Genomic DNA, 25770 nt, shown 5'->3' on the forward strand with positions numbered 1-25770 from the left:
ATCTAGAGAAGCGGAGCGGACCCACCAAGGGCTTTTGCTGGCGCGAACTGCACGTGCACAGCGCGTCAAATATCCATCTTCTTAAATACGCCTTCCGGGATCGCACCAATAATCGCCATGATCACAAACCAGATGCGGCGCACGTAGATGATGTTCCGGCCTTTGCGTAAGCCCTTGAAGATCGCATCAGCCACCTCTTCGGGTTCTGCCGTCAGTTTTTCGGGCAGGTCCATACCTGCGGTCATCTGCGTATTCACGAACCCTGGCAGCACCGTCATTACGTGGATCCCGCGTTTGGCCATCCGGTTGCGCAGGCCGGAGAGATAGGAGGTAAAGCCTGCCTTGGCGGAGCCATAGACATAATTCTTGGCCCGTCCGCGATTGCCCGCCACGGAACTGATGCCCACGATCTGCCCGGAACCCCGCGCATCGAACCGCTCCGCCAGAAGACCCAGAATGTGCGCCGGGCCCTCATAGGTGCTCCGCATCACGCGGGTAGCAGCCTCGATGTCACGTTCATTCTCGATCTGATCCCCCATCAGTCCGATGGCGCAGATCACCACGTCCGGCAAGACAGGCAGAGCGTCGACGAACCCGGTATGCGCGGCACTGTCCAGCACGTCAAAGTCGTGTAGGCTTACCTCCACGTTGTGACGCAAAGCCATATCCGTCCGGGTCTTTTCCAGCGCGGTACTATCGCGTGCAGCAAGTTGGATGTCATAGCCTTCTTTGGCAAAGCGATGCGCTGTTGCACGACCGATATCGGAGCGCGCGCCGAGAAGCAGGACTGTTCCTTTGCTCATAGATCCAGCCTTTGTGATTGATGTGACTGAAATGCCTCCGCTGCACCAAGTTGCGTTCGCATCTGCCGGAATTGCTCAGTACGGGGATCGGAGGCATGCAATGTCTGTGCGCTCATGCGGCTGTCCTTGGCGAGATAAAAACGCCCGCCATGTTCCAACGTGATCTCGTCCAGCTTGCACATCAACGCGATCATCTTAGGCGTGGCGGGGAAGTCGAGGGCCAGTGTATAACCCAGCATGGGAAAGGAGAAGGCGCTATCCTGCGGCCCAAACCGTTTGAGTACGGCAAGAAAGGAACCGGCTTTTTCCTGCGAGGTAGTCTTGAGCAGCGCGTGAAGTCCCTTGCGCGATGTCTCCAGCGGCAGAACGCACTGGAACTGCATGAAGCCGCGTCTCCCATAGATCCTGTTCCAGCCGTGGATGGCATCGAGCGGGTAGAAATAGCTGTCATAATCGAGAAAGCTGGTCCCGGATTTGCGGCATCCATTCCAGTAATAAAGCGCGTTAAAAGCCCGAACCGTGAGGCCGTTTAACGGGCTGAAGGGCGGCGCGAAGGGGACGCTGCGCCGCATCTTTTTCGGGATTTCGAACGGGTAGCGTGCCGCGTCATCGGACAACTCTTCCGGTATGGCATGCTCCCCCAGCATCAGAATGGCTCGCCCAAGGGCATCACCAGATTGCAGGCAATCGATCCAGGCAACCGAATAGGTGGCCTCATGTGCCGCTTCAAAAGCAGTGATGACAGCGTCGAGATTGGGAAGGGCCTGCGCGGTCTGCCGGATCCATGCAGAGGGCACCGCTCTCAACCGGATTCCGGCGCGCAAGATAATACCCGTGAGCCCCATGCCACCTATTGTCCACTCGAACAGCTCGGGTTTCTCATTGCGGCTGCAGCGATGCACGACGCCTTCGGTATCCATCACGTCCAGCCAGTCCACGAAGTTGCGGAAACTGCCATCTTTGTGATGGTTTTTGCCATGAACATCCGCTGCGATCATGCCTCCGAGGGTGACAAATTTCGTCCCCGGCGTGACCGGGGGGAACCATCCATGAGGCAAAAACGCCGGGATGATATCACTGAGCAGAACGCCCGCCTCAGCCACCAGAATTCCGCTTTGCCGGTCAAAGCTGAGCATGTGGTTGAACCTGTGCATATTGACCGTGCTGCGCAAGCCAATCGCGCTGTCACCATAGGCCCGCCCATTGCCGCGCGCGATCACCGCCCCAGCCGTGACAGCTTCGACCAATGCAGTCTCGTTCACAGGCTCTGTTGCCACCCCGTAATGTTTGGGAAAACCGCCCCAGCCCGAAAGCTCTGTCATACCGCCGCCGCCTTTTGGGTATTCTGAAAGACAAAGCGTCGATCGAGGAAATATTTGACGACATAACCCACCGAGAGCCCCAACACAGCGCCAAGTTCACGCATCATATCCGTGTCCCAGATCAGCCAAAACGCTGTTTCCGTACCCCAAAAGATCGCTGTCGTGACAATTCCCATGATCGTGTAGAGCGTAAATTTCTGGCCGTGCGCTTTGAGACCTGTACTGAAATCGGCAAAAATCCAGCGTTTGTCGAGGGTATATTTGACGACGAGGCCCGCGAGCGTGCCGCAAAAGACCGCCAGCGCAAAGCCAGTTGCGTCACTGTTCCACGACAGAACCAGCCTCTGGACGCCGAGGTTGATCACTGTCGCGATCACGGCAAACAAGGCATAGAGAACCGCTATACGTATGATGCTCACAACAGCGTCCCACCAGCGGCGACGAGGATGATCAATATAGCACAGATCCGACTTTGCCGATCTCGTGCAGCAAAGACGACCGGGTCCTCGTGCATTTGGCCACGATGCGCCAACAGGATGACCCGGGAGATCCAGTAGAGCAGGATGCCGCAGATGGCGCCCAAAAATTTGGGGTTTGTGTAAAGCTCCGAAACCGAAGGCGACTGGATGTAGAGCGCCATAACCAGGACGGCCACATAGCCGGACGCTACAGCCATCATGACCAGAACAGGTAGGTCATCGACAACATAGCCTCTCCCGGCAGCTTTGAGCTTGCCGCGCGCAGCACTGTCCATCAATTCCGCCTGCCGTTTCACGATGGCCAGCGACAGGAAGAAGAAAATCGAGAAGGCCAGAAGCCACATCGACAGCGTAATACCCGTTGCCACGGCGCCTGCGATGATCCGCGTGGTATAGAGCGCAGCCAATGTGCCGATATCCATGATCGCTTTGCGTTTCAGCCAGAGCGAATAGAGCGTAGTGACAACGACATAGAGCAGCATAATCCCAATGAAGGCTCCACCGAGAAACAGGGACAGGATCAGGCCCAGTCCCATCAACGCGGCGATCAGGTAGGTGGCATGAGCGATCGGGATTGTGCCCGCCGCGAAGGGGCGCTTGCATTTCGTGGGATGCGCCCGGTCGGAGCGCAAGTCGAGCAAGTCATTGAGAACATAGATGCTGGAGGCCACGATAGAGAAGACCACGAAGGCCAGAAGGCTTTGCAGAAAGGTCTCGGCGTCGAGCTGGTGGGCCGCCAACATCGGCAGAAAGACCAAAAGGTTCTTCAGCCATTGATGCACCCGGATCGCCTTGAGATAATCCCGCAGGCCGGGTTGGGCGGTGGACAAATGTTCAACTTCCAACCCCAAACCGTCAACACGTTGGCGCAGGGGCGCAGGTAGGTTGACCGTGACCGCCCTATTTGCGCTCTCCCAGACCGGCAGATCCGCCTCCGCATCCCCCATATAGGCATAGCCACCGCGCCCGAATTGGTCGGTCAAAAAGGCGGCTTTTTCACTGGATTTGAGATTGCGGACCCCGTTCGAGCCGTAGACGCCATCAAAAATATCAAGATGCTGGGCAATCTCTTGGGCAATCGTCTCGTCGGACGCCGTGACCAGAAAAACTGTTCCCCCCTCCGACCGCCATGCATTGATATAATCGATGACCTGCGGGTCATAAGGCAGCGTCGTGACATCTATATCCATCCGCCCCGCGAGACTGCGTTTGAGCGCCGCCCGCCCTCCAGCCAGCGCAAATGCAGCACCCAGAGGCGCGTGCCAGTCCCGGCTGGTCGCTGACCAGAAACTTTCAAACAACATGTCAGACCGCAGAAGCGTGCCGTCGAGATCGACAGCAAGTATGCGCTGGTCTTTCAACTGGTCCAGTTCCATACTGTTAATCTCCTGAATACGCCACGAGAACAAGCCTCCATATTAAAGTGACACGAGGTGGTATCTCAGACAAACGGAGCATTCTTGGTATCCGGTACAGAATGAGGCAAAAGAACCTATACTAAGAGAAATGGGGGGCTGGACGCGATCGCGTAATTCCGCAAATGCCTGTAGTATCGCAATGTTTCCCGTGATTTAAACCCAATCATTGTATAGGCCATGCCTTGAAGTCCTGCAAGATTGCGTCCTTTATCATCGCCATACTTCATGACGCTCGCAAAAGACCTCCAGCGCCACGACTCGCGCTCCATTGTGGGCGAGAACATGGTCGATGGGTGCGCTCAAGCGCCCCAAGACGGCAAAGCCCCAAGCGGAAGACGGCCATTACAAGCAGAAGCGCTAACACAAACCACCCGCGGGTGAGATTGTCGAATAAACGTGCTCCAGCGCTCCATACACTATGTTGAGAGGCAAGTTTCAGAACTGTTCCGACGATCAGACCGAGTATCGATAAAGCCGCCATGGCACCAGTCCAGACCGTCAAATGAAATGTGGCTTTGGAAGTGGAACATACTTCTGAAGCGCCACAAAAGCCAGCTTGTGAAGTGCGCTGGCTTTCAATCAGAATATTGCGCTTTTGGTCAGGCGAATTGACGGCGACGATGCATAAACCCGAGCCCACATAACCCTGTCAAAAGCAGTGCGAGACCAGTAGGCAAGGGCACCGCAGACAACACATTGAACGTGATGCTTTGTAGTGCGAAGTTATCACGCCAGCTGTCAGCGCCGAACCCGATGAGCGAGCCTGTGACCTCTCCTGCGCCAAAGTAATGTGTGTAAGGATTAGAGTTTCCGTCACCTAAGTTTTCTTCGTAAATCACGGCTGTGGCCGGAAGCACAGAGCTGTCATAGGTGCCGAATGCGAACGTATCGCGGCGGTCCCAGTAAGAGAAGGTGACCGATGTCACTTCAACTGTCAGGTCGCCGAAATCAATCAGCGCGAATTCGTCCGGGCCCCGCCCGTCGATCAAATGATTGTCCAAGCACCGGTTTTGCCAGCGGCAGTCATAAACGCCCAATCCACTGCGATTGCTGGCCCCATCCCAGCTTGCAGTCCAGAAATTAGAAGTATTGATGATTGTGCCTGAGTTGTTGACCCGAACACCATCCACGCCGACGGTTACTGATCCATCCGTACTGGTATAATTATTAGAGCCATTGGTATAGCTGCGGTCAACGTTGAAATTTATCGTTGCTGCGCCCGCAGACGTTGCGCACAACAGAACGATAGCGGCGGCGAATCCCGCCCCGATCTGTTTTGTAAACATTTCAATCATTACCCCCTAAAAAACTAGGTACCAGTCGTGAGTTATGTCATTTCGACATTATTATCCTACTATACTGAATGAAATTAGCTTTTTTACGATCATTTTACAAGCCAGTAGGCTTTGTCGGGTTTTATTGCACAAATGGCCTGAGGTGACACATCTTGCGAAACCAGCGTGATGGCTGGAGCGCATGAGCAGCTGGGGGGGCCACAAAGTACAAGACTACGAATTGGTCGTCTTACAATGACGCGTCGAAGCACCGAGGATCGCTGTCGATCTTTAATCATTTCGCTCTGCTTCGGAACTATCGGAAAACATCATCCAATTAACCAAAAACTTGTTTGCGTGCGGCTTGGGAACAATTGAGAATCGTAGCCGATATTCTCAACTCTCCTTTTGTCTCCGCTCGAGCATCAAAAATCGCCAGACGGCCATAAGAGTAGCGAAACCAGAAACATTCATCGCGCCTGGAACTTAGGATTGTTGGAGCGCCGAAAGATTTTTTGATTTGTGGACAATGACTATTTGTGGACCCGAGTTAAAATGTGTTAACGTTGTGGCGTGGCAGAATTTTCGCCATAATTGGGGTCTTTATTGATTTTTTGCGGCCTCGGTTCGATGTGAGTGCTGGTAAGCGTGTTGTAACGAGTATGAATCCACCGTGATTCATGTGTTTGTGAGTTAAAAAGTGACAGTTCAATACACTGATATTCCGAGAGAATCACAACCTGTTATTATTCAGGTCGAACATGGAGTATATCGCTTTCCGCAGGTGGGCGTTTACTCAAACTTCTTTAAACGCATCCTTGATATTGCTCTGATTCTTCTGGCCTTGCCGATCGTCCTGCCGACTCTGTTGTTTTTGGCATTGCTTGTCGCGCGAGATGGAAGCAATCCATTCTACGGACAAACGCGTATTGGCCGTGATGGCAAAGAATTCACCATGTGGAAACTACGCAGCATGGTTCCCAATGCGCATGTTTTGCTGGCAGATCACCTGACGCGAGACCCAACTGCCAAGCGTGAATGGGACGAAACCCAGAAGCTCAAAAACGATCCGCGCGTCACAAAAATCGGTCAATTGATGCGTAAGGCATCATTGGATGAGTTGCCGCAGCTCTGGAATGTTCTGGCCGGTGAAATGAGCCTTGTTGGTCCACGCCCGATGATGCCGGAGCAAAAAAATTTATATCCGGGTAAAGCTTACTATTCTATGCGCCCCGGGCTGACTGGCCTGTGGCAGGTATCTCAGCGTAATGCCAGCAGCTTTGCCAGCCGTGCCGATTTTGACACTTCGTATGCTGGACAACTGTCTTTACGCACTGATCTGGGCATTATATTCGCGACAGTCGGTGTTGTGTTGCGTGGTACCGGATATTGATCCGCACTATTTTTCGGACAAGTGAACCACATACAGGCTGACGTCGGCAGCATCGCGTTTGGACTGTAACTCCTGATGACGTATGATGAAGTCGTCGGTGATATTTTCCGAAGTTGTGGCGAAGTTCCAGCAAACCCGGAACCGCCTTCCCCACTAGCGCTTGAGCAAGTCCGGAAATGCCATCTGAACACGGCGGGATGAGCGCCCCTTGATCCGCTGCATGGCCTTCGACAACGCCAGATGTGGTGGTACCGTTATGAACATATAGGCATGGTCCCGTGCCAAAACGCATTCTACATTATCCACGCGGATGGATTGCAAGTAAGCGGTGCGCCGATCACACGTCTGCAGCGCAATCCCAGGACACCAGACTGCTGATGTCGGATTGCTTATGACCGTTTGCGATGGCGGTCAGGGTGCGAGTGATCCAAGCGACCATCTTCAAGGAACACGGTCAGGCGTCCCAGTGTTGGCAATATAGCTCAGGGCTCTGCCGATGGGGGATTAGGCAGAGACGCAGGGACACTGTTTCTGAGGTTGAGTTGTAAGCCAAGCCCGCTCCGCCGGGGTGCAAATTACTTCTTCCAAATCAGGATCAAAGGGGTGTGTTGGGTTAGATATCGATACTGCGAACTACCTGATCATTAGCGACGACAGCTTTGCAGGTACCCTCATAATGAGTGATGGAGCCTACTAAGCCCGCAGGTCAGATTAAGCTGCGATCAGGGACCATCAGGACAGAGCTTTCATGGTGGCCGATCTCTGCCGTGGTTTGATGGGCCGCCGCACGACCTGCTTTATTTGGGACGGCACGATCTACAGCAGAGGCTTCTTTGGGAAATAACGCGCCTTCGGGCGCCTTGGGATCGGTGACACCGCTCCCAACATCGGGGTCGACCAAGCCACGTAATTCAGCGCGGATCAGATCAAGTTCTGTCACGCCTGCTTTTGACGTCGGGCGCGCATTTCCCGTCGGCGCGACATGGCGTCGCTGCGTTTTGCGGCCTTGTCGGATTGGACAGATCCTTCCGTTGTCGGGGTGGTTTCTGAAGTTGAACCGGTTCCAGCCGCGCCCTCTGTTTTTTCTTCGATCTTGGCAGCTAGTACACCCAACATTGGGAACCGGAAAATATCCGTGATGCTGAGACCCGGAACATTTAGCTCTTTCTTGATTTCCCGATGCGCCTGTACGGCCAGTAGTGAATGCCCGCCAAGGTCAAAGAAATTGTCGCGCGGGCCGATATCCTGAATGCCCAGAATCCGGGACCATATCGCGGCAACCTGTCGAACAGCCGTTCCACCCGATGCTGCTGCGGGTGCGGGGTCGGTGGTTTGCACCACCTGGGTCTGTGTGGTTGGAGCGGCCTTGCGGGGCCGAGGGGCTGGCAACGCCTTACGATCAATTTTCTTGTTGGGCGTCAGTGGAAAGCTGTCCAGCGTAACGAAATGTGCGGGGATCATGAATTCGGGCAGTTGTCCGGTCAGCGTATCCCGCAGCGCCCGTTCATTCAGGTCGCCATCCGCGATCAGATAGCCGACCAACTGGGTCAAGCCCGGAGTGTCTTCGCGGGCCATAACAACGGACTGGCGAATGCCTGATTGGGCATCCAGAACACTTTCGATCTCTCCCAATTCAATCCTGTATCCGCGCAGCTTGACCTGATGGTCCGCCCGCCCCAGGAAATCGAGTCGCCCGTCCGGACGCCAGCGCGCCAGATCTCCTGTCCGGTACATCCGAGCACCGGGTTGGTTGTTGAATGGGTCAGGCACAAAACGCTCGGCCGTTAAGTCTTCACGCTGCCAGTACCCACGGGCAACGCCAGCCCCGCCAATGTAAAGCTCACCCGCGACACCAGTGGGTAGTGGGTTTTGATCTTCGTCCAGAACATAAACCTGAGTATTGGCAATCGGTCGACCGATGTTGACCGTACCCAACACCGGAGTTGCAGTTTCAGTCGTCGACCAGATGGTGGTTTCGGTCGGCCCATACATGTTCTCAACATGTGCCGAGGTGATCTCGGCCAATTCCGAAACCAGTGAGCCGGGTAGCGCCTCGCCCCCGATCATCATGTGCTTGAGGCGCGCCATCGCCTGACGGGCCTCGTCATTCATAACCAGCATCTGCGCCATGCTGGGGGTACACTGCATATGCGTAACCTTGTGGCGATGAATTTGCGCTGCGATCGAGAAATCATCCTCGGCCGGTTCTGTATCCTGATTGGACAGGCGCAGAACTTCGGCCAGAGGTTTAAGCCCCTCAAGCACCTGATCCACCGGGACGCCATAGTCGATCAGACAGGCAATCTCATCCACGCCAATGCGCTTGAGCTCTTCGACGCGCGCCAAGCAGTCTTCGACCGTGCCAAAAAGACCCGAGTCTTCGAAATACCGCAGGAAGGCGAAATCAAGAATGCCCTCAAGTTCTTCTTCTTCAAGCGAGCCCAGGTCCAGTTCGAACGCATTGCTGACGCCCTCGGGTTTCTTGAAGGCAGGGAAGGCCCAGGCATATTGTTTGATCAATCCTGCAGCGGAGCGCAGGTAATCCTTCATCGGTTCGCGCGCCACTTCGCGTACCTCTTCACGATCCGCTCCGACGAATGTATGCAACATCAGGGTGACTGTGTGGTCCTTCGGGTCATGGCCTGCTTCGCGCAATGCGCTGTGGTAGAGACCGATTTTGTCAGCGACTTCATCGACGCTTTGTCCCAGAAGGTGGGTCAGGACATTTGCGCCGATGGCGCCAGCCTCTTTCCAGGTTGCCGGGTTGCCTGCTGTGGTGACCCATACTGGAAGCGTCTTCGAAACCGGCCGGGGCTGAGTGACAACAGCGTGCATTTCTCCGGACTTCTTTGGAAACTCGACGGGCTCTCCCTTCCAGAGTTTGCGCAGGATATCGATGGATTGCAGCATGGCTGGCTTGTTGTCCGGCGGGGTGTTTTCTGGGCGCAGAACGAAATCATCAGGTTGCCAGCCAGAAGCGATCGCCAGCGCCGCACGTCCGTTGGTCAGATTGTCGATGATGGCCCATTCCTCGGCGATCCGGGCCGGATGGTGCAGGGGGGCGACACAGGAGCCCGCGCGGACCGATAGGTTCTCGGTGACGGCTGCGACGGCTGCGCCAGTGACTGATGGGTTCGGATAGGGACCGCCAAAGGCGTGGAAGTGACGCTCGGGCGTCCAGACAGCGCAAAATCCGTGCTTGTCGGCGAATTTTGCCCCCTCTAGCAGGGATTTGTATTTATCGCGCCCGACGCCGTCATCATTACCCCAGTAATAGAGGCTGAAGTCCATGCCACGTCCGGTGCTTCCGCGCGCAGGGGTACTGTCGCCCGCCACAAGGGCGCGGTTATCATCATCGCTCAGAACAACCTTGAAACCGCGGGCCAGTGTCCAGAACAACTCCAGCACGGAAATATCGAAGGACAAGCTGGTGACTGCCATCCAGACACCTGCCGGGTCATGTGAAATACGCCCATCCATGCCGGTGAAGAAGTTCGATACATTGCGGTGTTCGATCATCACGCCCTTGGGTCGTCCGGTCGAACCTGACGTATAGATCACATAGGCCAGATCATCTGCCGTCACGGTGCTGTCGGGGTTGCTGTCAGCCGCAGCAGACAGGCGCGAATCCGCATCGATTGACAGTAGCTGCGCCCCGGATCCCGGCAAGTTCCGGGCGAGATCGGTCTCGGTGATGACAACGGGTGCGGCGCTATCCTGAAGATACAGCGCAGTGCGATCCGCCGGGTAAGAAGGGTCCATCGGCACATAGGCACCGCCAGCTTTGAGAATACCCAGAGCTGCGATCACAAGCTGCGGCGAGCGTTTGACATGCAACCCGACCAAAGTGCCGGGACCAACCCCCATATCCTGCAGAACATGCGCAACCCGGTTGGCCGCACGGTTCAAGGCATCGTAGCTAAAGCTTTGATCTTCGAAAGCCAGCGCAATGGCGTCGGGCGTCCGGGCGACTTGGGTTTCAAAGTGCTGGTGAATGCAGGTCGTGTGATCATAGTCCGTGTCGGTCGCATTCCATTCCGTCAGGATTTTCACCCGCTCGGCTTCAGACATCAGGGATAGATCGCGGATGGGTTTTCCAACCGTCTCTGGGGTATCCAACTGTGCCATGATGGCCTCAAGCCGGGCGGCGATCAGGGCCAGCGCCTCGGCGCTGATATGGCCACTGTCGGCACAGAGCTGAATCTGACCCTCTACAAGCGACAGGGTCAGGCTGGTGCCGGGGATCAGCTCTGCGTTTGTATCCGTCAAGCCAAGCTGCGGCATAGCAAAATGATCATCTCTGGACCGGGACAGACGCGCGGGCAGGTCAATGGAAAACCCGCCACGTGCCCGGGCCGCAGTGATGTCCTGTGTCAGCCCGGCTTGAAGCTCTACCATGGTATTACCCGATGACACGGTGACTGGCACCCAGTCGCTGATATAGTCTGAGGCCGTTTCGGGCAGAGATAGAGCCAGATTCAGAGTATCACCTCCCCCTTGGCGCAGGAAAAGCGCGGCCAGCGCAGTGGCGGCTTTCTCGAATGTGGCGCTTCCATTTACGATATGTGTAATCACCGCGGATGCGGGCGCATTCCGCTCAATCAGTGGCAGATCGGAATGTTTCAGTGTTTCCAATGGTTTCCGCCAGTGAATATCTGCTTTGGCAGTGGGGGTGAGTGTGGCGGTAAGCTCGGCCCGGTCTGCGGCACTGAACAAGGGGAGCACATTGCAATCCGGGGCGATGTCTGCCGCCGTGATCCCTTCGCCAAAACAGTCTCTAAACTGGCTTAATCTGATGGCGTCCTGTCCGGTGGCGATAGTCAAGCTTTCCGCATCGCGGGCCAGAATTGTACCCGGTGCGGCCGGTTCCGATGATTGAACCTCGGCCTGGCCAACCAGATAGATCTGTTCTCCGGTGTCCAGCTTGGGACAGGTCAGCGGGTTCCAGTAGTCTCCATGATCAAGGGCACGTACCAGTGTGGCAATCTGTGTGGCCGGGGCGGTGAAATCAATCTGTGCTCCGGCCCCGGGGCGCGCGTCACGGGCAAAATAACTGCGCTGGCTCAGGTCCTGAAAGTGTGGGTTGGGAACGCCCGCCTCAAGCGCTGCGATGACATCGGGAAAACTGTCCATCGCAGCGCCATAGCATTTGGTGTTGAGCGTCAATGCCGTGTCGTTTACGCCGATATCCACATGACGCTGGGTGATAATGTCGCCTTTATCCACTTCGCATGTGATCAAGTGCCAGCTGATGCCGTGCCGAACTTCTCCATTCAAAAGCGCCCAGACCGGCGCGTTCAGCCCGGCATAGCGAGGCAAGGGACCATCATGGAAATTGACCGCCCCTTTGCGGGCCTGATCCAGAAGCGTCTGCGGCAGAAGATCAAGATTGGCGATACTGAGCAGCCAGTCAAACTCGGTATCAGCGACCCGGTCAGCGAGGTCCGCACCCGGCGCGTGAACCGTCAGCGACTGGCCTTCAGCCCAATTCCGCACATCCGGATTTCGGGTTACAACACCTCGAATATTGTGACCGGCCTCAAGCAGCATTGTTCCGCATTGCACAAGTAAGGATTCATGGCCGATCAACAGGGTTGAAAAGGGCATATGTTACTCTCCAGGAATAGGATCAGGCCGATGTTCTCGCCTATTATTGGGCAGGCAAGCGTACAGGCCAGCCTTTAAATCGTGCCAAGCTAAAGTCGTTAGAAAGAAAGGCGGTACGTCGCGTTTCCTGCGGGTAATCAGACAACGTAGCCAATGCAGAAAACCGCCGCTCAGATGAGCAAGGGTCGCCCCAACCGCATAAAGAGCACCGTGGTTTTTAGTGAAATAGTATAGACGCGAGTCGAACCAATACGTTGGCACTCGGCTCCAGGACTTCATGCCGGTCGATACCGAACCGATATGCATGACGCGACTGTCTCGCAAATAGTATGTCTGATACCCGGCTTTTGCAGCGCGGCGGCATAAATCTGTTTCTTCGAAATACAGAAAGAAGGTCTCGTCAAACAAACCAATTTCATCAAGGAGGCTTTGACGCATCATCAGACTTGCCCCAGCTAGCCAATCGACTGGGCGACTGTGATCGGGGATTGGAATTGGAACAACACGATGCGCCAGAATCCGGCTAACCGGCCCAAAGCGGATTGCGCTTTCAAATTCACTGGCGATCGACGGAAAGCGGAAACTGGTCAGATGCGGATCATCATCTTCGCCGTGAATATAGCTGCCGGCAAAACCAGTTTGTGGGTTGGTATCGAGATGATCACGCAGGATACGGATGGCCTCTTTTTCGGGAAAAGCGTCAGAGTTCAGCACATAAATGTAATCAGGTGCATGCCCATTGCTGAGCTTGGCGCGAATACCAACGTTGTTGCCTGCTCCATAACCACCATTGTGCTCGGATTGCAGTACTCTGACCCTGTTGTTTTTATTCCAACCTTGCGAGGCGGCATGTGCACACATCCGCTCAAATGACCCGTCTTGTGAATTATTGTCGACAAGGATGATTTCGCCTTCGACACCTTCCATTGCCTTGAGGGCTGCTTCGGCTGAGCGCAGGCTCATCTCGGCAGTCTTATAATTCAGAATAATGGTAAGGACGGCAGAACCGGACATTGTTATTCAGCCGCCTCCTGCCGGAGTTGTCGAAGAGGGGTAGAGAGTGCGGATTTGTCTGCGGCTTCCAGACTGCGCCGCATCCGAGCCGCGAGTACTCGTACATTGGGCTCCAACACCATGGAGTCATGATCTCCGGGGACTTCATGTATCTCAAGTTTAGGAGCCCATTCGGTCCAGTCATTATCAGGGCTCAGGTAGTCGCGATCGTCATTGACCAGACGGTCTGGCGCGACCTGCCATTTACCAACAAGTGGCGGGCGGAACAGAGTCAGCGGCCCATCCCAAGGTTTGAGCGGGTAATTGGCGATACTTTCCAAAAACGCAGCTTCAATGGCGGTATCGTGGAAATTTTGACCTGCTGTCGTGGTATCGTCTTCAAGGCGACGCTGTCGTTTCTCGACCTCCCAGGCGATACGGTTTTTTAGCCAAGTTATCGGGTAAGATAACCCCTTCTTCTTCAGCTCAAGCCACTGGATCACCGCTCGATCCCGCGTACTCAACGCCCGGGGGACCGGCAAAGGTGTATCCAGCATGATCAACGCCAGAACTTCCTCACCTGCTTCCGTTAACTGGCGGGCAATCTCGTAAGCGGTAATACCACCGCCGGAAAACCCGCCCAACATATAGGGGCCATGTGGCTGAACCTGACGCATTTCGGCGATATAATCACATGCCGCTTCGCACAGATCACGGTGGGGCTCCTCGTCGCCGTAAAGGCCGCGGGCCTGCAGTCCATAGAAGGGTCGGTCGGATCCGATCAGATGGGCCAGATGGCGCAAGTTGAGCACATTGCCAAACATGCCCGCCACCAGGAAGAAGGGTGTCTTCGATCCACCTTCGCCCGAATGCATCGGCACCAGATGCGTAAAGCGACGTGTAGGTGCGACTGGTGCATTTGCTGGGGTCACTTCCGCAGTGCCCTCGGTGGGGACACCACGTGCGGCGATCAATTCGGCACATTTGCGAATAGTAGGCGCCTCGAACAGCACTGAAATAGGGAAGTCCACATTGTAGGTTTTCCGAATCTGCGCAAAAAGCCGGACGGCGATCAGGGAATGCCCTCCAAGGTCGAAGAAACTGTCCTCGACCCCGATCTGATCAACCCCCAGCAGCTCCTGCCAGAACCCGGCCAATCGACGTTCAATATCATTGTCCGGCGCCACATATTCCCCGTCGAGGTCTGGGCGCTGGAATTTCTGCTCGCTGTCACCGGTGGACGCGCCCGTCTCTGCGGCCTGTTCAATCAGTCCGTTCAGGTCCAATGATGAGAGAATGACCTGCGATTGGTTCAACCTTAGTGCGCGGAAGAAGAGGTCAGCGCCTTCTGTCGAGGAAATACCTTGCGACAAGTTATGACGCAGGCGCTCTTCGGCAGGCGACAGAGGTTGTGCAAGTTCCACATCACCCGTACTCGCGGTGTTTGGTGCTTCACTATGGGCAAAGTCGGCAACGGATTCTATTCGCCGAATGGTGAAGCCTTCGACTTCGACACAGACACTGCCATCAGGCAGGGCAATTATGACATCGAAACTGGCCGTTTCGCCGTCAGCCTGATTGTCACCAGCGCTGCGCACCCAGCTCACGATTTGTGGCCCAAGCGGGTGGTGCACTTTCACCGAGCGATACGAAACGGGCACCCACAGATGGGTAGGTTGATAGCCTTCGATCAACTCCATCGCCCATCCCGTCGCCAAATCCATCAAGCCGGGGTGCAGATCATAGCCTGCGGTCAGATCGTCAGTTAGGCTTCCACGCAGGCTGAGATGGGCGATCCCTTCCTCGGCTCCAAGTGCTGTTTGGGTCAGAACCTGCCAGCGTGGGCCGAACTTCAAATGTGCTTCTTGTGCAGCTGTCAGGCGCGCATTTTCTTCGGCTTTGTACTGCGGAGCGCATCGGGCGATGATAGCAGCAATATCAAGAGGTTCTGGGTTCTCCAGCGGCAAGAGCGACAGGCTGGCCTGCGCGTTCATCTCAAAGCTCGATCCCCCTTCAGGTGCGCTCTGTATCACCAGATCATAGCCCATATCGCTGCGTGGCAGGCGCAGTTGCACTTGTTGCCCGGCATCATCGTCAACAGCCAGCGGACGCAGAAAATAAAGGTCGCGAATTTCGAACGGGCCGGTTTCGCCTTGGGCGCGCAGGGCTTCGGAGGCAAGCTCCAGATAGCCTGTGCCCGGCACCAGCGCCTGACCCGCCTTGGTACGGTGATCATCAAGGAACCAGCGCTCCGCCACTTCATACTCTGCGGTAAAAACCCGATTTCCGGACCGGTCAAAAGTGGCGTTGTCCAACATGGGTTGGTCAATCGGTTCAACCGGCGCTTCTTCGGGCCCGATACGCGTTTCCATGGCGTCCGCGGCCATGCCCACATCGGACCAGATGCCCCAGTTTACAGCCAACACCTGTGTTTGGTCTTCCGAGCGCGCGCGCGCATAGGCGTTGAGATACTCATTTGCGGCCACATAATCTATCTGCCCAATGGGCGCGGTTGCCGTCGAGGTCGAGGAAAACAGAACCAGCCAGTCAAGCGCCCCGTCAGGAAATACCTGATCAAGCACCTGTGTGCCGTGAATCTTGGGGGTAAAGACGTCTTCAATCTCCATCATGGACTTGGTCATAATGGGCGCGTCATCGATCAAGCCAGCGGCATGAATGACACCATGGATTTCTCCGAACTCTTGCGCGCTGCGCGCAATGATGCGCTGCATGTCTTCGACATTGCTGACGTCCCCAGCAATCGGCAGGACCTTCCCACCAGCGGCTTCAAGTGTCTGGATGGCGCGGATGTTCCGGACGGTTCGGTCCTGCGGAGCATTCTGATGCAGTATTTGTTCCCAGCTGTCACGCGCAGGCAGAGGGCTACGGGCCATAAGAACGATGTTGGCTCCGGTTTTGCGGATCAGAGCTTCGGACAACGTGAGCCCAATACCTCCGAACCCACCGGTGATCAGATAAGTGCCCCCGTTGCGCAGAGGTAAATCTGCAATGTCAGGCTCAGGCAGAGGCTGCGACCGGTACCCCTGTACATAGCGTTTGCCGCCGCGAATGGCCGCCGTCAGCGTGGCAGGTTCTGCCAGCAGATCCTCAAGCACCTGACCCACCATGTCGCCGGGCAGCGCCGGGCGGCGGCGTTTGCCTTCGGCTTGAGGCAGATCGATATCGAGCAGGGCACATGTCAGGCCGGGAAACTCGCGCGGGATCACCCGCGTAGGACCTGTCAGCGTGGCTTTTTCCGGGTGCGGTAAATCTTCATCCCGAACCTGTAATGCGCCCGAGCTCAGCACATGCATGTGCAGCGGCATTGGTAGGTCTTCTTCGCCAATCGCCTGCGCCAGGAAAAAGAGACTGTAAAAGCCTTGCTCCAGATTGCGATGGAAGAAACTGCTGCCAGGGCGGAAACTTTCACGGTCTGTCAGGGACCAGCCATGCACGATACGTGTGGGCAGGCGGCTCTGATCCGACAAATCCCTGAGCAGCATGTCATAGCCTTCGCGCCCCCGCTCCGGGGCAAGACAGTAGTGATCTTCATGGATGCGCGCAAAACCGTCGCCAGGAACCACCGTGGTGACGGCATGGCCAGCACCACGCAGGCGCTCAGCCAATTGACGACACAGCCCCGCTTCATCTTCAAAGACAAGCCAGCTTTCTGGTGGCACATCTTCCAGGCCCTGCGCCACGTCGATATCGCAAGCAGCATAGGTAGGGGTCCAGCTGACACGATACCCCCAGCCAGCGGGATCATCGCTGCGCATCAACCATTGAGTTTCAGCATCTGACTGGGCTTTGCCCGGCTCAATGAAATAAGGCGCGCGTTGGAAGGCGTAGCTGGGCAACACGACGCGATTGCGGCGCGCCTCGCCCCAATACTGGCCCCAGTCAAAATCTCCGCCCAACGCCCAGACCCGACCCAGCATCGCCAGGAAATATGCGTCATCAGCGATGTCATCCTTTGGATGGCGCAAGCTGCCGATAACTTGGTTGGCGTCAACCTTGTCATGCTGACCCGTCAACGAGGCCAGCGCTTTGCCCGGACCAACCTCGATGAAAATCCGTTCGGGGTTTTCTGCCAGTGTGGTGATGCAATCGGCGAAATGAACAGTGTTTCTGAGATGCCCAACCCAGTATTCTGGATCAGTTGCTTCCTCGGTTGTGATCCAGGTGCCGCTCCGGTTCGACGGAAAAGGAATTTGCGGAGCGTTCAGGGTGATACTGCGCAGGTAGTCCCCGAAATCCTGCAGGATCGGCTCTAACATGCGGGAATGGGCGGCGATGTCGATCTGGATACGTTGACAGTCGATGTCCTGCGCCTGCAATCGGTCTGCAAGCGCGTCAAGCGCGGCCTGAGGCCCGGTTGCAATACTCAAACCCGGAGCGTTCACCGCGCCCAAATCCAGATCATCCCCCAGCAGCGGGCGCAACTCATCTGCAGGCAGCGGTACGCTCAGCATGCCACCTGCGGGCACAGTATCAAAAAGCTGGCCGCGCAGATGTACAAGGCCGATGCAGTCTTCAAAGGACATGACACCGGCCACACAAGCAGCGGTGTTTTCCCCCATGGAATGACCGACAAGCGCGGCTGGTTCCACACCCCAACTGATCCAGAGCTGCGCCAGCGCATATTCCGTGATCATGATCAGCGGTAATTGCACCGACGGCGTGGTCAGGCGCGCGTCGGCCTCGGCTTCCTGTCCGGGTTCCGGTAGCCACAATGAACGGATGTCATAATCGATCTTGGGCTGCAAAATCTCCAATCCGCGATCCATCCAATCGGCAAAAACAGGCTCTGTTTCATAGAGATCGCGCGCCATGCCGGCATATTGTGCGCCGCCCCCGGGGAACATGAAGACATGATCGGGATTGTCGGAGATGACGGAATGCGTAAAGACCCGGCGAGGGTCGCCGCCTTCCAGAAGCGCCGCGGCTTCCTCGTGGCTTTCAGCAGCAATCACACGGCGTTTTTCAAATCCCTGGCGGCCTTCTTTGAGGGTCCATGCAATATCAGCCAGATCTTCATCCTGATGCCGCCGCAAATGTGCGGCCAGTGCAGCTGAATTGCCCTCAAGCGCCTTTTTGCTGTGCGCAGAAATAGTTAACAACTGGAACGGCCAATCTGATGACTCAGATGCGGCCCGTGCGGGTGCTTCCTCCAGCACCACATGAGCATTGGTACCTCCAACACCCAGCGAGTTCACTCCGGCGCGTCGTGGCCCTTTGTGAGATGCCCATGGGGTCAACTGATCATTGACGCGAAACGGGCTGTCTTCGAAATCGATCGCCGGATTGGGTTTTTCATAGCCCAGGCTTGGTGGGATTTCCTGATGATACAGGGCCAAGGATGCCTTGATCAGGCTCGCCACACCGGCGGCTGTATCCAGATGGCCAATATTGGTTTTCACCGATCCAAGCTTGCAAAAACCCGTCTCATCGGTGGTGTCAGAAAAGGCCTGTGTCAGCGCAGCCACCTCGATCGGGTCACCAAGATATGTACCAGTGCCGTGGCATTCCACATAGTCGAGCGTATCTGCCGTAACATCGGCCATGACATGGGCTTCCGATATGGCGGCGGCCTGTCCTTCGACGGAAGGAGCCAGATACCCGGCCTTGTCAGCACCATCATTGTTGATCGCCGTGCCCCTGATCACACCCCAGATGTGATCGCCATCGGCAATTGCATCTGACAAGCGGCGAAGGATAACGGCCCCCGCCCCCGATCCAAAAACCGTCCCCTGCGCCCGATGATCAAAGGCATGGCAATGACCATCCGGCGACAGGACCTCACCTTCTTTGTAGATATAGCCGCGATTTTGCGGCAGCTCGATGGTGACACCCCCGGCAATCGCCATATCACACTCACCGGTCAACAGCGCTTGCGTAGCATAATGTGTTGCCACCAGTGAGGTTGAACAGGCCGTTTGCACATTCACGCTGGGCCCCTTGAGATCAAGAATATGGCTCAGCCGCGTCGAGAGGAAATCCTTGTCATTGCCGGTATGACGCAACAGGAACATGCCCACGTCGTCCACAAGGTCAGCATTCGAGCAAATGTTGAAATAAAAATAGCTGCCCATACCACAACCGGCGAAGACCCCAATCGGACCTGAAAAGCTCTCGGGTGTATGGCCGGCATTTTCCAGAGCCTCCCAGGACACCTCAAGGAATTGGCGATGCTGCGGATCCATGATGGCAGCTTCCTTGGGGGAGAGGCCAAAAAACTCGGCATCAAAACCCTCAAACCCCTCCAGAGGGGCGGCAAAAGGCACATAATCCGGTCGGTTAAGCAAATGCGGAGCTTCACCCGCTGCGCGTAGATCGTCTTCGCTAAGATGGCGGATGGATTCAATGCCGTCCCGCAGGTTGTGCCAATACTCTTCAACCGAGGCCGCCCCAGGTAAATGCGCGGCCATGCCAACAATGGCAATATCGTTTTCCCGAACGGAACTACTCACTTAAATACACCTATGACTGAACCGCATTGATCTTATGCAGTGCGAACAATGTTGCCAAACAAATCTGGCATTTTAAACACTATACAAATTTTGTGAGGATTTTTATCCCAACAGAATGAGACACATTTTTCATAAGCTAAAGGAACTCTCCAGAAAATGCCTTGGTTTGCGCGACCATAAGACGCGTGAAATCTGTTTAACTCAACGATAGACTGTCTGCAAAATGGATACAGAAAGTCGCTTTAGGGTAGTTTTGTTGCGTTATTGTCTGATGTCAGACGCAGGTTAGCAACTCTATTTCTCAAGCGGTCTGAGCGGACCATTTTTGTCTAGATTTGACGAGAACGTAACGGGCGCAACTCTTCTCTATCTCTTGGCAGATGCTGCAGAATCTTTTTCAGTCCTCCGTGGCGTTGAAGTCTTGATCGACCGTTATCTGGCCTAGACGGTATGTTACCGATAATATTCCTGATCGAGTAATAGAAGAAACATTACAACACGAAACGACCACACAGTGCTCTGGGCTACCGCCCTCCGGTCTCAGCATCCATCATCCAGATGGACCAAACGCCAGTCGTGCACTAACAATCAAATTGGACCACTAAAGTGGGGCTGATCAGGTCAAAACAGCTTCTTTGAAATCCAGACACTCAGCCAATATGCAAAGAAAGACTAAGTAACATGAGTACTAAGAAACTGCGAGTGCTGGTTATTGCTGAAGCCGCAAACCCTGAGTGGGTGAGTGTCCCCCTTGTTGGATGGTCGCTGTACAACGCACTACGAGAAGTTGCGGATGTTCACCTAGTGACGCAAATACGAAATCGCGAAGCAATAGCGCGGGTGGGGCTACAAGAAGGCACCGATTTCACCGCATTAGATTCCGAGGCACTAGCACGGCCCATGTGGAAAATCGCCAGTGTTTTGCGCATGGGAGAGGGAAAGGGGTGGACCACCGAGGCGGCGATTAGTGCCATCGCTTATCCCTATTTCGAAAAACTCGTCTGGAGAAAGTTCGGCAGCCGCATTCGGGAAGGATACTATGACATTGTCCATCGTATTACACCCCTTTCACCAACCGCCCCAAGCTCTTTGGCAAAACGATGTTTAAGGGCAGGCGTCCCATTTGTGCTAGGGCCACTGAACGGGGGCGTGCCTTGGCCTGACGGATTTGATGCAGAGCGAAGACGAGAACGTGAGTGGCTATCTTATGTGCGAGGAGCCTATAAACTCCTGCCCGGAAGAACTGCAACATTGGCTTCGGCAAGTGCTATTTTGACGGGATCAAGATACACTGAAAGCGAGATCCCAAAACAATTTCAAACAAAGTGCATTTATATTCCTGAAAACGCTGTCGATATGACGCGCTTTAACCAAGTCGCTTCTCATTCTGGCAATTTACCTTTGCGCGCATGCTTCATTGGGCGCCTCGTACCGTACAAAGGCCCTGACATGTTAATAGAGGCCGCTGCCCCATTTCTTGCTGACGGACGAATGACACTAGATATCATCGGTGATGGCCCGATGATGCCTGATTTGATAGCGACCACTCAAAACCTTGGAGTTACAGGTTCAGTATTTTTTCATGGCTGGGTTGAACACAAGGATGTCCAAGAAACCGCGAGCAAATGCCAGTTATTAACTTTTCCAAGCATCCGCGAATTTGGCGGAGGTGTGGTATTGGAAGCAATGGCAATGGGACTTGTGCCAGTTATAGTAGACTATGCTGGACCGGGCGAACTGGTAATTTCTGGCACGGGCTACAAGGTCCAGATAGGATCTCGCGACGAGATAATCGAGCGGTTTCGAGATGAGTTGGAGAGCATTTTAAACAAATTGGATGAACTAGTGGAAGTATCAGACGTTATTAGAGAATACGTGAGAAACCACTTTACCTGGCAAGCCAAGGCACAACAGATAAGCGACGTGTACGATTGGGTTACCAAACGCTCAATCGAGAAACCCACCCCATTTCCCGTAAAATTACCCATTGTTGAGCAAAAGATGAAGAAACCTCACTTTTCTTCTTAAAGACTAATTCTCAAGTGTTGGACATCCTATCCAGTTATTCGGCTACTGGCAGAGAACCCTCTAAATGGTTAGGCAGGATCTTCCGAAAAGCACCTGTTTCATCTCCTTCCCAACTTTGGGTGACATAGTCGCGCGCGGCATAAAACGACACTCCAGCGTCGCAAAAAAGATCGTAGGTCGTACGGAATCTTTCGGTCTGGGAAATTTGATCAGAGGCCGCATCTAGATACCCGGAAAGCGGCACCCATTCGGACGGGCACGTGCTGTCGGATGGAAAAATCGGCAACACATCTGGCGGACTCTCCCAAAACACGTTGCTGTTGAACCCATGCTGATTGGGCACGTCTGATCGGTAACCATCATCGGGCGCATGGGCCATTTTCGTCCAGTTCAATCCGAGTAAATCCAGGACTTCGTGATCGTAGGTCATGCGAATGGCACCAGCGGCGAACACACCTATGGAAGGTGTGCCCGGAAGTGCGTTCAGCTTGTCTCCAAGCACACGTCCCGCGTCCGCGATCGCAAATTCTATGATCATATTGCCTTTTGTTTGCACAAAACGGGTTCCAGCCACCAAGGCAATCACGACGAATGGTACAATCAGCAAGGTTGAAATCTGCCACTGCGGCCGATCTGTGGGGACCCAGCTCGCCAACCCAGCCACAATGATGGGCAAAGCCAGCGGCAGAAAATACAGAAACTGCCGATGTGATCCGAAGTGGTCTCCGCCAAGTACGGTATAGACCATTACACCGCCTACGATCAGATAGACCGAAAGCCAGAAGGCCCCCCTTTGCGCCCAGCCCCCACGTGACAGCACCATCGCACCAGACAGACAGAAACTGACGAACAACAAGACATTCTGCGGTTCTTGTAAGTAAGACAACACATAGCGCGCGCCGAGTTCAGCTTGCGCCAGAAGATCAGTCGAGGTTTTGGCATAGAAGGTGTTGGGAACCGGATAACCAAAATAACTCAGCCGCCACGCTGTGGCGGCGGCAAAACTCCCCACGCCTGCCAATCCGATCACAAGCCCGGTCAACAGACCTGGCACAGCAAAAAGTAGCCAGCGCAATACGTAAAACCCCGCAAGCGCCATGGTCAGTGCGATCCCTTCAGGTCGCGTCACAGGCAACAGCGCGGCCAGCACCGCTACCCCCAAAACTAGATTACCGCGCGGCCCTGCCCTGTCGATCCGGCATAAGAGCCAAACCATCACTGCGATCACCATGACCCACAGCGTGACATCCATCAGCGACCAGATCATCCAGCCGAAAAACGCCGGGAAGGCCAGAAAGGCCGCCCCGGTCAGAAGCGCGGGGATCGGCCCACTTTCAGCTGTCAACTCCCGGGTGATCCGCATGGCGCTAAAGAGTGTAACCCAGGCAAACACGGCGCTAAGCGCTGCCAGGCCTATTTCAGGCGTGCTTGAGATCCAGAAGGCCACTGCGTTGATCAGAGTCCAGATAAGCGAGGTTGAGCCTTCGACCCGCTCGCCGCCGATATTGTAGACATAGCCATGCCCCGCCGCGAGGTTGCGACCATAAACCTGCGTGATGTTGGCATCGTCAATGCCAACCGTCGGCATCAGAACCCAATATGCCAGAGCGGCACCTAGCATGGTGATCAGAAGCGCCACCAGCGCCGTCAGTCCATGATCCGAACGTGAAGAATAGGCCATATGTCAATGCTCGAGCAAAAGTTCGATATCCTTTGAAATCTCTGCATCCGTCAGAATGCTCAAATCGGGATGGGTCGGGAAATTGATCAGCCGCTCGTAAATGGCACTGACCTGTGGCAGCGGTGCAAGCGGCGGGTACTGCCGGGCGATATCCACACCAAGCTTCAGGGTGGCAAGACGTGCATGATCAATCGGACGTGGCAACAATACGGGTATGCTGTTGGTGACCGGGGCTCCATCCGTTGGCAAAAGCGATGCGGCGCCCGCGTCCGTGAAGAGGGCGGCAATGCGGGTACGCTGTTCGAGATAACCGGGTTTCCACTTAGCGACGTTTGCAAGCCGCGCAATCAGAAACGCACATGAGATGTCAGAGATTTTGCCATTGTTTAGCCAGTATTCTGGCGCCTCTGGTATCCGGTCGTAGTTGATCAGCAGGCGCAGAAACTGGGCCGCCGAAGCTGGCGATAGCACCATCCCCCCTTCACCCAATCCATAGGGTTTCGTGTGGTGCAGGCTGAAAACCTGCCACGGCCAAGGCGGAATGTTGCGCGCCATCCCTGCAGCGTTGTCTATGATGAGCTGCTTGCCAGTTTGCTTGGCAAAAGCGATGAACCGGTCAAAATCTCGTACCAGACCAAAAGGGTTGGTAACGATAATGCCATCATAGCTGTCGGCCTCCAGCGTCAGGATATCGTCGAGGTCCATGACGCCCTGTTCGTCGCAATCGACGAAAGACATGTCCGAGAAATATCCTCGCCCGAGGTTCTTGAAGCTGAAGGCAGACCCAACCCACCTCAGTTTCGGCACTCCTGTGTCAGCCGCCAAGGCTCGTGCAGCCATCTCCAGCGCGATCCCAGCATTGGCACAAGGCGTCAGCGTCAGTTCAGGACCCAGCGACATATGCGTGGAGTAATCGGCGACCAACTGGTCATAAAGAGGTCCAAAGTTGGCCCATTGGTTCATGGCCGAACAGGTTTCCAACAAGCTGGCGACCAAAGGTATGTCTGGATTCTTCGCCTCAACGAATTTCACAGCTAAGTGTGTCGTGGTGAATTTTCGGGCTTTTTTTTCAGCCTTTTCCATCCCAATTCCCTTGAGGGTATTGCTATAATTTAGCCGCTCTTCAATTGTACGTGCATCTCGAGGAATCTGCTTCAAAGCCTTTCCAATAAGCGTTTCAAACTATCCGGTTCAACTTGAAATCCGTTGTCGACCGGGTCTCCGACAAGGAAAGCGTAAGACAAGCCCATCCTGTCAGTAAACTCTTTATATACCATCGAAAAACGATCTGGTGGCTGTATGATCAAAAAGGCACCACCATCGGCAACGGAAAAAAGCGCGTGGGCGATATGGCTGCCTTCGACACCAGCAACGACACGAGCCCCCATAGACAGTCGGGTAATTTCCTCCCCATCCATTTTGTCAGGGTCGATGATCACGAAGCCCTCGGCCTTCAGTTCTTGGGCAATTTCAGCCTCATTAATCAATTCACGACGCTCGCCACCGCGCCCACGCAGGATATAAACGCCCCGTCGGTCCGGAAGAGGTCCATCAGCACACACAAACCGACGCGCCCGCGCCCGCAGCTCCTGATACCTCGCTGCCCGGAATGCATTTTGTCCGACATCTGAGTAAACGGTCAGATTCCTGACACGGCCACGCATAACCACAGGCGGTGCAGCCATACCGAAGACCTTACGATATCCCTCTTCGTGCCAGCGGGGTAACGCGCATAAGGTGATTGGATGATCATTCGGCCCGGGCAACAACTCCATGGGCAGGTTGTCCCACATGAAATGACCGAAATGCTCACTTCCGACCCTGCAGGTCACAAGTTGTGCACTGTCCAACTCCTGCCATTCTCTCTGGGGCTTCCCAAACAATCTGTCGTTGCCCGCCCCATAGCGCCCCCGCAATGCACCCTTATAAAGATACGCGCCTGAAACCAGTACATCTGACATCTCGTAAGACAAGGTCGGCCCGTGGTCCATTGGCGCGCCCTTGATCAAAACCTGTTCGATATCCCAGCTGCGCCAAGGAGCAATCCTTTGCACTTTTTCCAGGTCTACTTCCGAATACACCGCAGGCTGGCTTGAGGAGCGCTCACCTGGGGCCAGTTCGTGAACACGATCTGCCCTGCTCAGAAAGTCGCCCCCGCGCCCCCGTGCCAAGCGCGCGGCCATCCAACGCATTTTGATAGTGTCGATCACCACAAAAGAATCCTCTCTGGTTGGGAAGCCGGCACTTTACAACTGTACAGACAAGGCTTGGCAAGGTCATCAAACATACAGCGATCAGGCAA

Annotated in this window: 15 protein-coding genes and 1 pseudogene; 3 read left to right on the plus strand and 13 right to left on the minus strand. The window is 55.1% G+C overall.

The window, feature by feature from the left end; all coding sequences use genetic code 11:
- Positions 1 to 65: 65 nt before the first annotated feature.
- From ACR0BI_RS21790 to ACR0BI_RS21810, 5 genes are all read right to left on the minus strand, one after another.
- Positions 66 to 803 (minus strand): SDR family oxidoreductase, encoded by a 738-nt coding sequence (locus ACR0BI_RS21790; RefSeq protein WP_170399603.1) that lies wholly within the window; start codon positions 801 to 803, stop codon positions 66 to 68.
- On the minus strand, positions 800 to 2125 hold the full coding sequence (locus tag ACR0BI_RS21795) for an FAD-binding oxidoreductase (protein ID WP_170399606.1): 1326 nt from the start codon (positions 2123 to 2125) through the stop codon (positions 800 to 802). Before ACR0BI_RS21795 ends, ACR0BI_RS21790 begins: the two co-directional genes overlap by 4 nt.
- Complete coding sequence (locus ACR0BI_RS21800) at positions 2122 to 2544, minus strand: GtrA family protein (protein ID WP_170567805.1); 423 nt, start codon at positions 2542 to 2544, stop codon at positions 2122 to 2124. The genes ACR0BI_RS21795 and ACR0BI_RS21800 overlap by 4 nt, the downstream gene beginning before the upstream one ends.
- A complete protein-coding gene (locus ACR0BI_RS21805) occupies positions 2541 to 3980 on the minus strand; it encodes a UbiA family prenyltransferase (protein ID WP_170399612.1) in 1440 nt (479 codons plus the stop codon). Before ACR0BI_RS21805 ends, ACR0BI_RS21800 begins: the two co-directional genes overlap by 4 nt.
- Positions 3981 to 4621: 641 nt before the next feature.
- Complete coding sequence (locus ACR0BI_RS21810) at positions 4622 to 5308, minus strand: VPLPA-CTERM sorting domain-containing protein (protein WP_170399615.1); 687 nt, start codon at positions 5306 to 5308, stop codon at positions 4622 to 4624.
- A 688-nt stretch (positions 5309 to 5996) separates the two neighbouring features.
- On the opposite strand from ACR0BI_RS21810, the gene ACR0BI_RS21815 reads away from it, so the two are divergent.
- Positions 5997 to 6689, plus strand: coding sequence for a sugar transferase (locus ACR0BI_RS21815; protein ID WP_370644482.1), 693 nt, complete (start codon positions 5997 to 5999; stop codon positions 6687 to 6689).
- Positions 6690 to 6842: 153 nt separating this feature from the next.
- Here ACR0BI_RS21815 and ACR0BI_RS21820 read toward each other — a convergent pair whose 3' ends face one another.
- The 5 genes from ACR0BI_RS21820 to ACR0BI_RS21840 form a co-directional block, all read right to left on the minus strand.
- Entirely contained in the window at positions 6843 to 6995 is a 153-nt protein-coding gene (locus tag ACR0BI_RS21820) for a transposase (RefSeq protein WP_255612279.1), read from the minus strand.
- A gap of 400 nt (positions 6996 to 7395) precedes the next feature.
- Entirely contained in the window at positions 7396 to 7629 is a 234-nt protein-coding gene (locus ACR0BI_RS21825; RefSeq protein WP_170399617.1) for a hypothetical protein, read from the minus strand.
- Positions 7626 to 12296: a MupA/Atu3671 family FMN-dependent luciferase-like monooxygenase gene (locus tag ACR0BI_RS21830; protein WP_480563006.1), complete on the minus strand. Its 4671-nt coding sequence runs from the start codon at positions 12294 to 12296 to the stop codon at positions 7626 to 7628. Before ACR0BI_RS21830 ends, ACR0BI_RS21825 begins: the two co-directional genes overlap by 4 nt.
- Positions 12297 to 12299: 3 nt before the next feature.
- Positions 12300 to 13310 carry a glycosyltransferase family 2 protein gene (locus ACR0BI_RS21835; RefSeq protein ID WP_170399623.1) on the minus strand — a complete coding sequence of 337 codons (1011 nt, stop codon included), beginning with the start codon at positions 13308 to 13310 and terminating at the stop codon, positions 12300 to 12302.
- Between the two features lie 2 nt (positions 13311 to 13312).
- Positions 13313 to 19759 (minus strand): type I polyketide synthase, encoded by a 6447-nt coding sequence (locus ACR0BI_RS21840; protein ID WP_480563005.1) that lies wholly within the window; start codon positions 19757 to 19759, stop codon positions 13313 to 13315.
- A gap of 486 nt (positions 19760 to 20245) precedes the next feature.
- Here ACR0BI_RS21840 and ACR0BI_RS21845 point away from each other — a divergent pair.
- Positions 20246 to 20344, plus strand: a pseudogene (locus ACR0BI_RS21845) (integrase core domain-containing protein); the annotation flags it as partial.
- A 96-nt stretch (positions 20345 to 20440) separates the two neighbouring features.
- Positions 20441 to 21787 (plus strand): glycosyltransferase, encoded by a 1347-nt coding sequence (locus ACR0BI_RS21850; RefSeq protein ID WP_170399629.1) that lies wholly within the window; start codon positions 20441 to 20443, stop codon positions 21785 to 21787.
- Between the two features lie 34 nt (positions 21788 to 21821).
- Here the strand turns inward: ACR0BI_RS21850 and ACR0BI_RS21855 are convergent, their stop codons facing one another.
- From ACR0BI_RS21855 to ACR0BI_RS21865, 3 genes are all read right to left on the minus strand, one after another.
- Positions 21822 to 23468: a hypothetical protein gene (locus ACR0BI_RS21855; protein WP_223118736.1), complete on the minus strand. Its 1647-nt coding sequence runs from the start codon at positions 23466 to 23468 to the stop codon at positions 21822 to 21824.
- Between the two features lie 3 nt (positions 23469 to 23471).
- On the minus strand, positions 23472 to 24551 hold the full coding sequence (locus ACR0BI_RS21860) for a DegT/DnrJ/EryC1/StrS family aminotransferase (protein ID WP_170567817.1): 1080 nt from the start codon (positions 24549 to 24551) through the stop codon (positions 23472 to 23474).
- 71 nt (positions 24552 to 24622) lie between these two features.
- On the minus strand, positions 24623 to 25678 hold the full coding sequence (locus ACR0BI_RS21865) for a glycosyltransferase family 61 protein (protein WP_170399638.1): 1056 nt from the start codon (positions 25676 to 25678) through the stop codon (positions 24623 to 24625).
- Positions 25679 to 25770: the final 92 nt, after the last annotated feature.

The sequence above is a fragment of the Ruegeria sp. E5 genome (assembly GCF_056534105.1).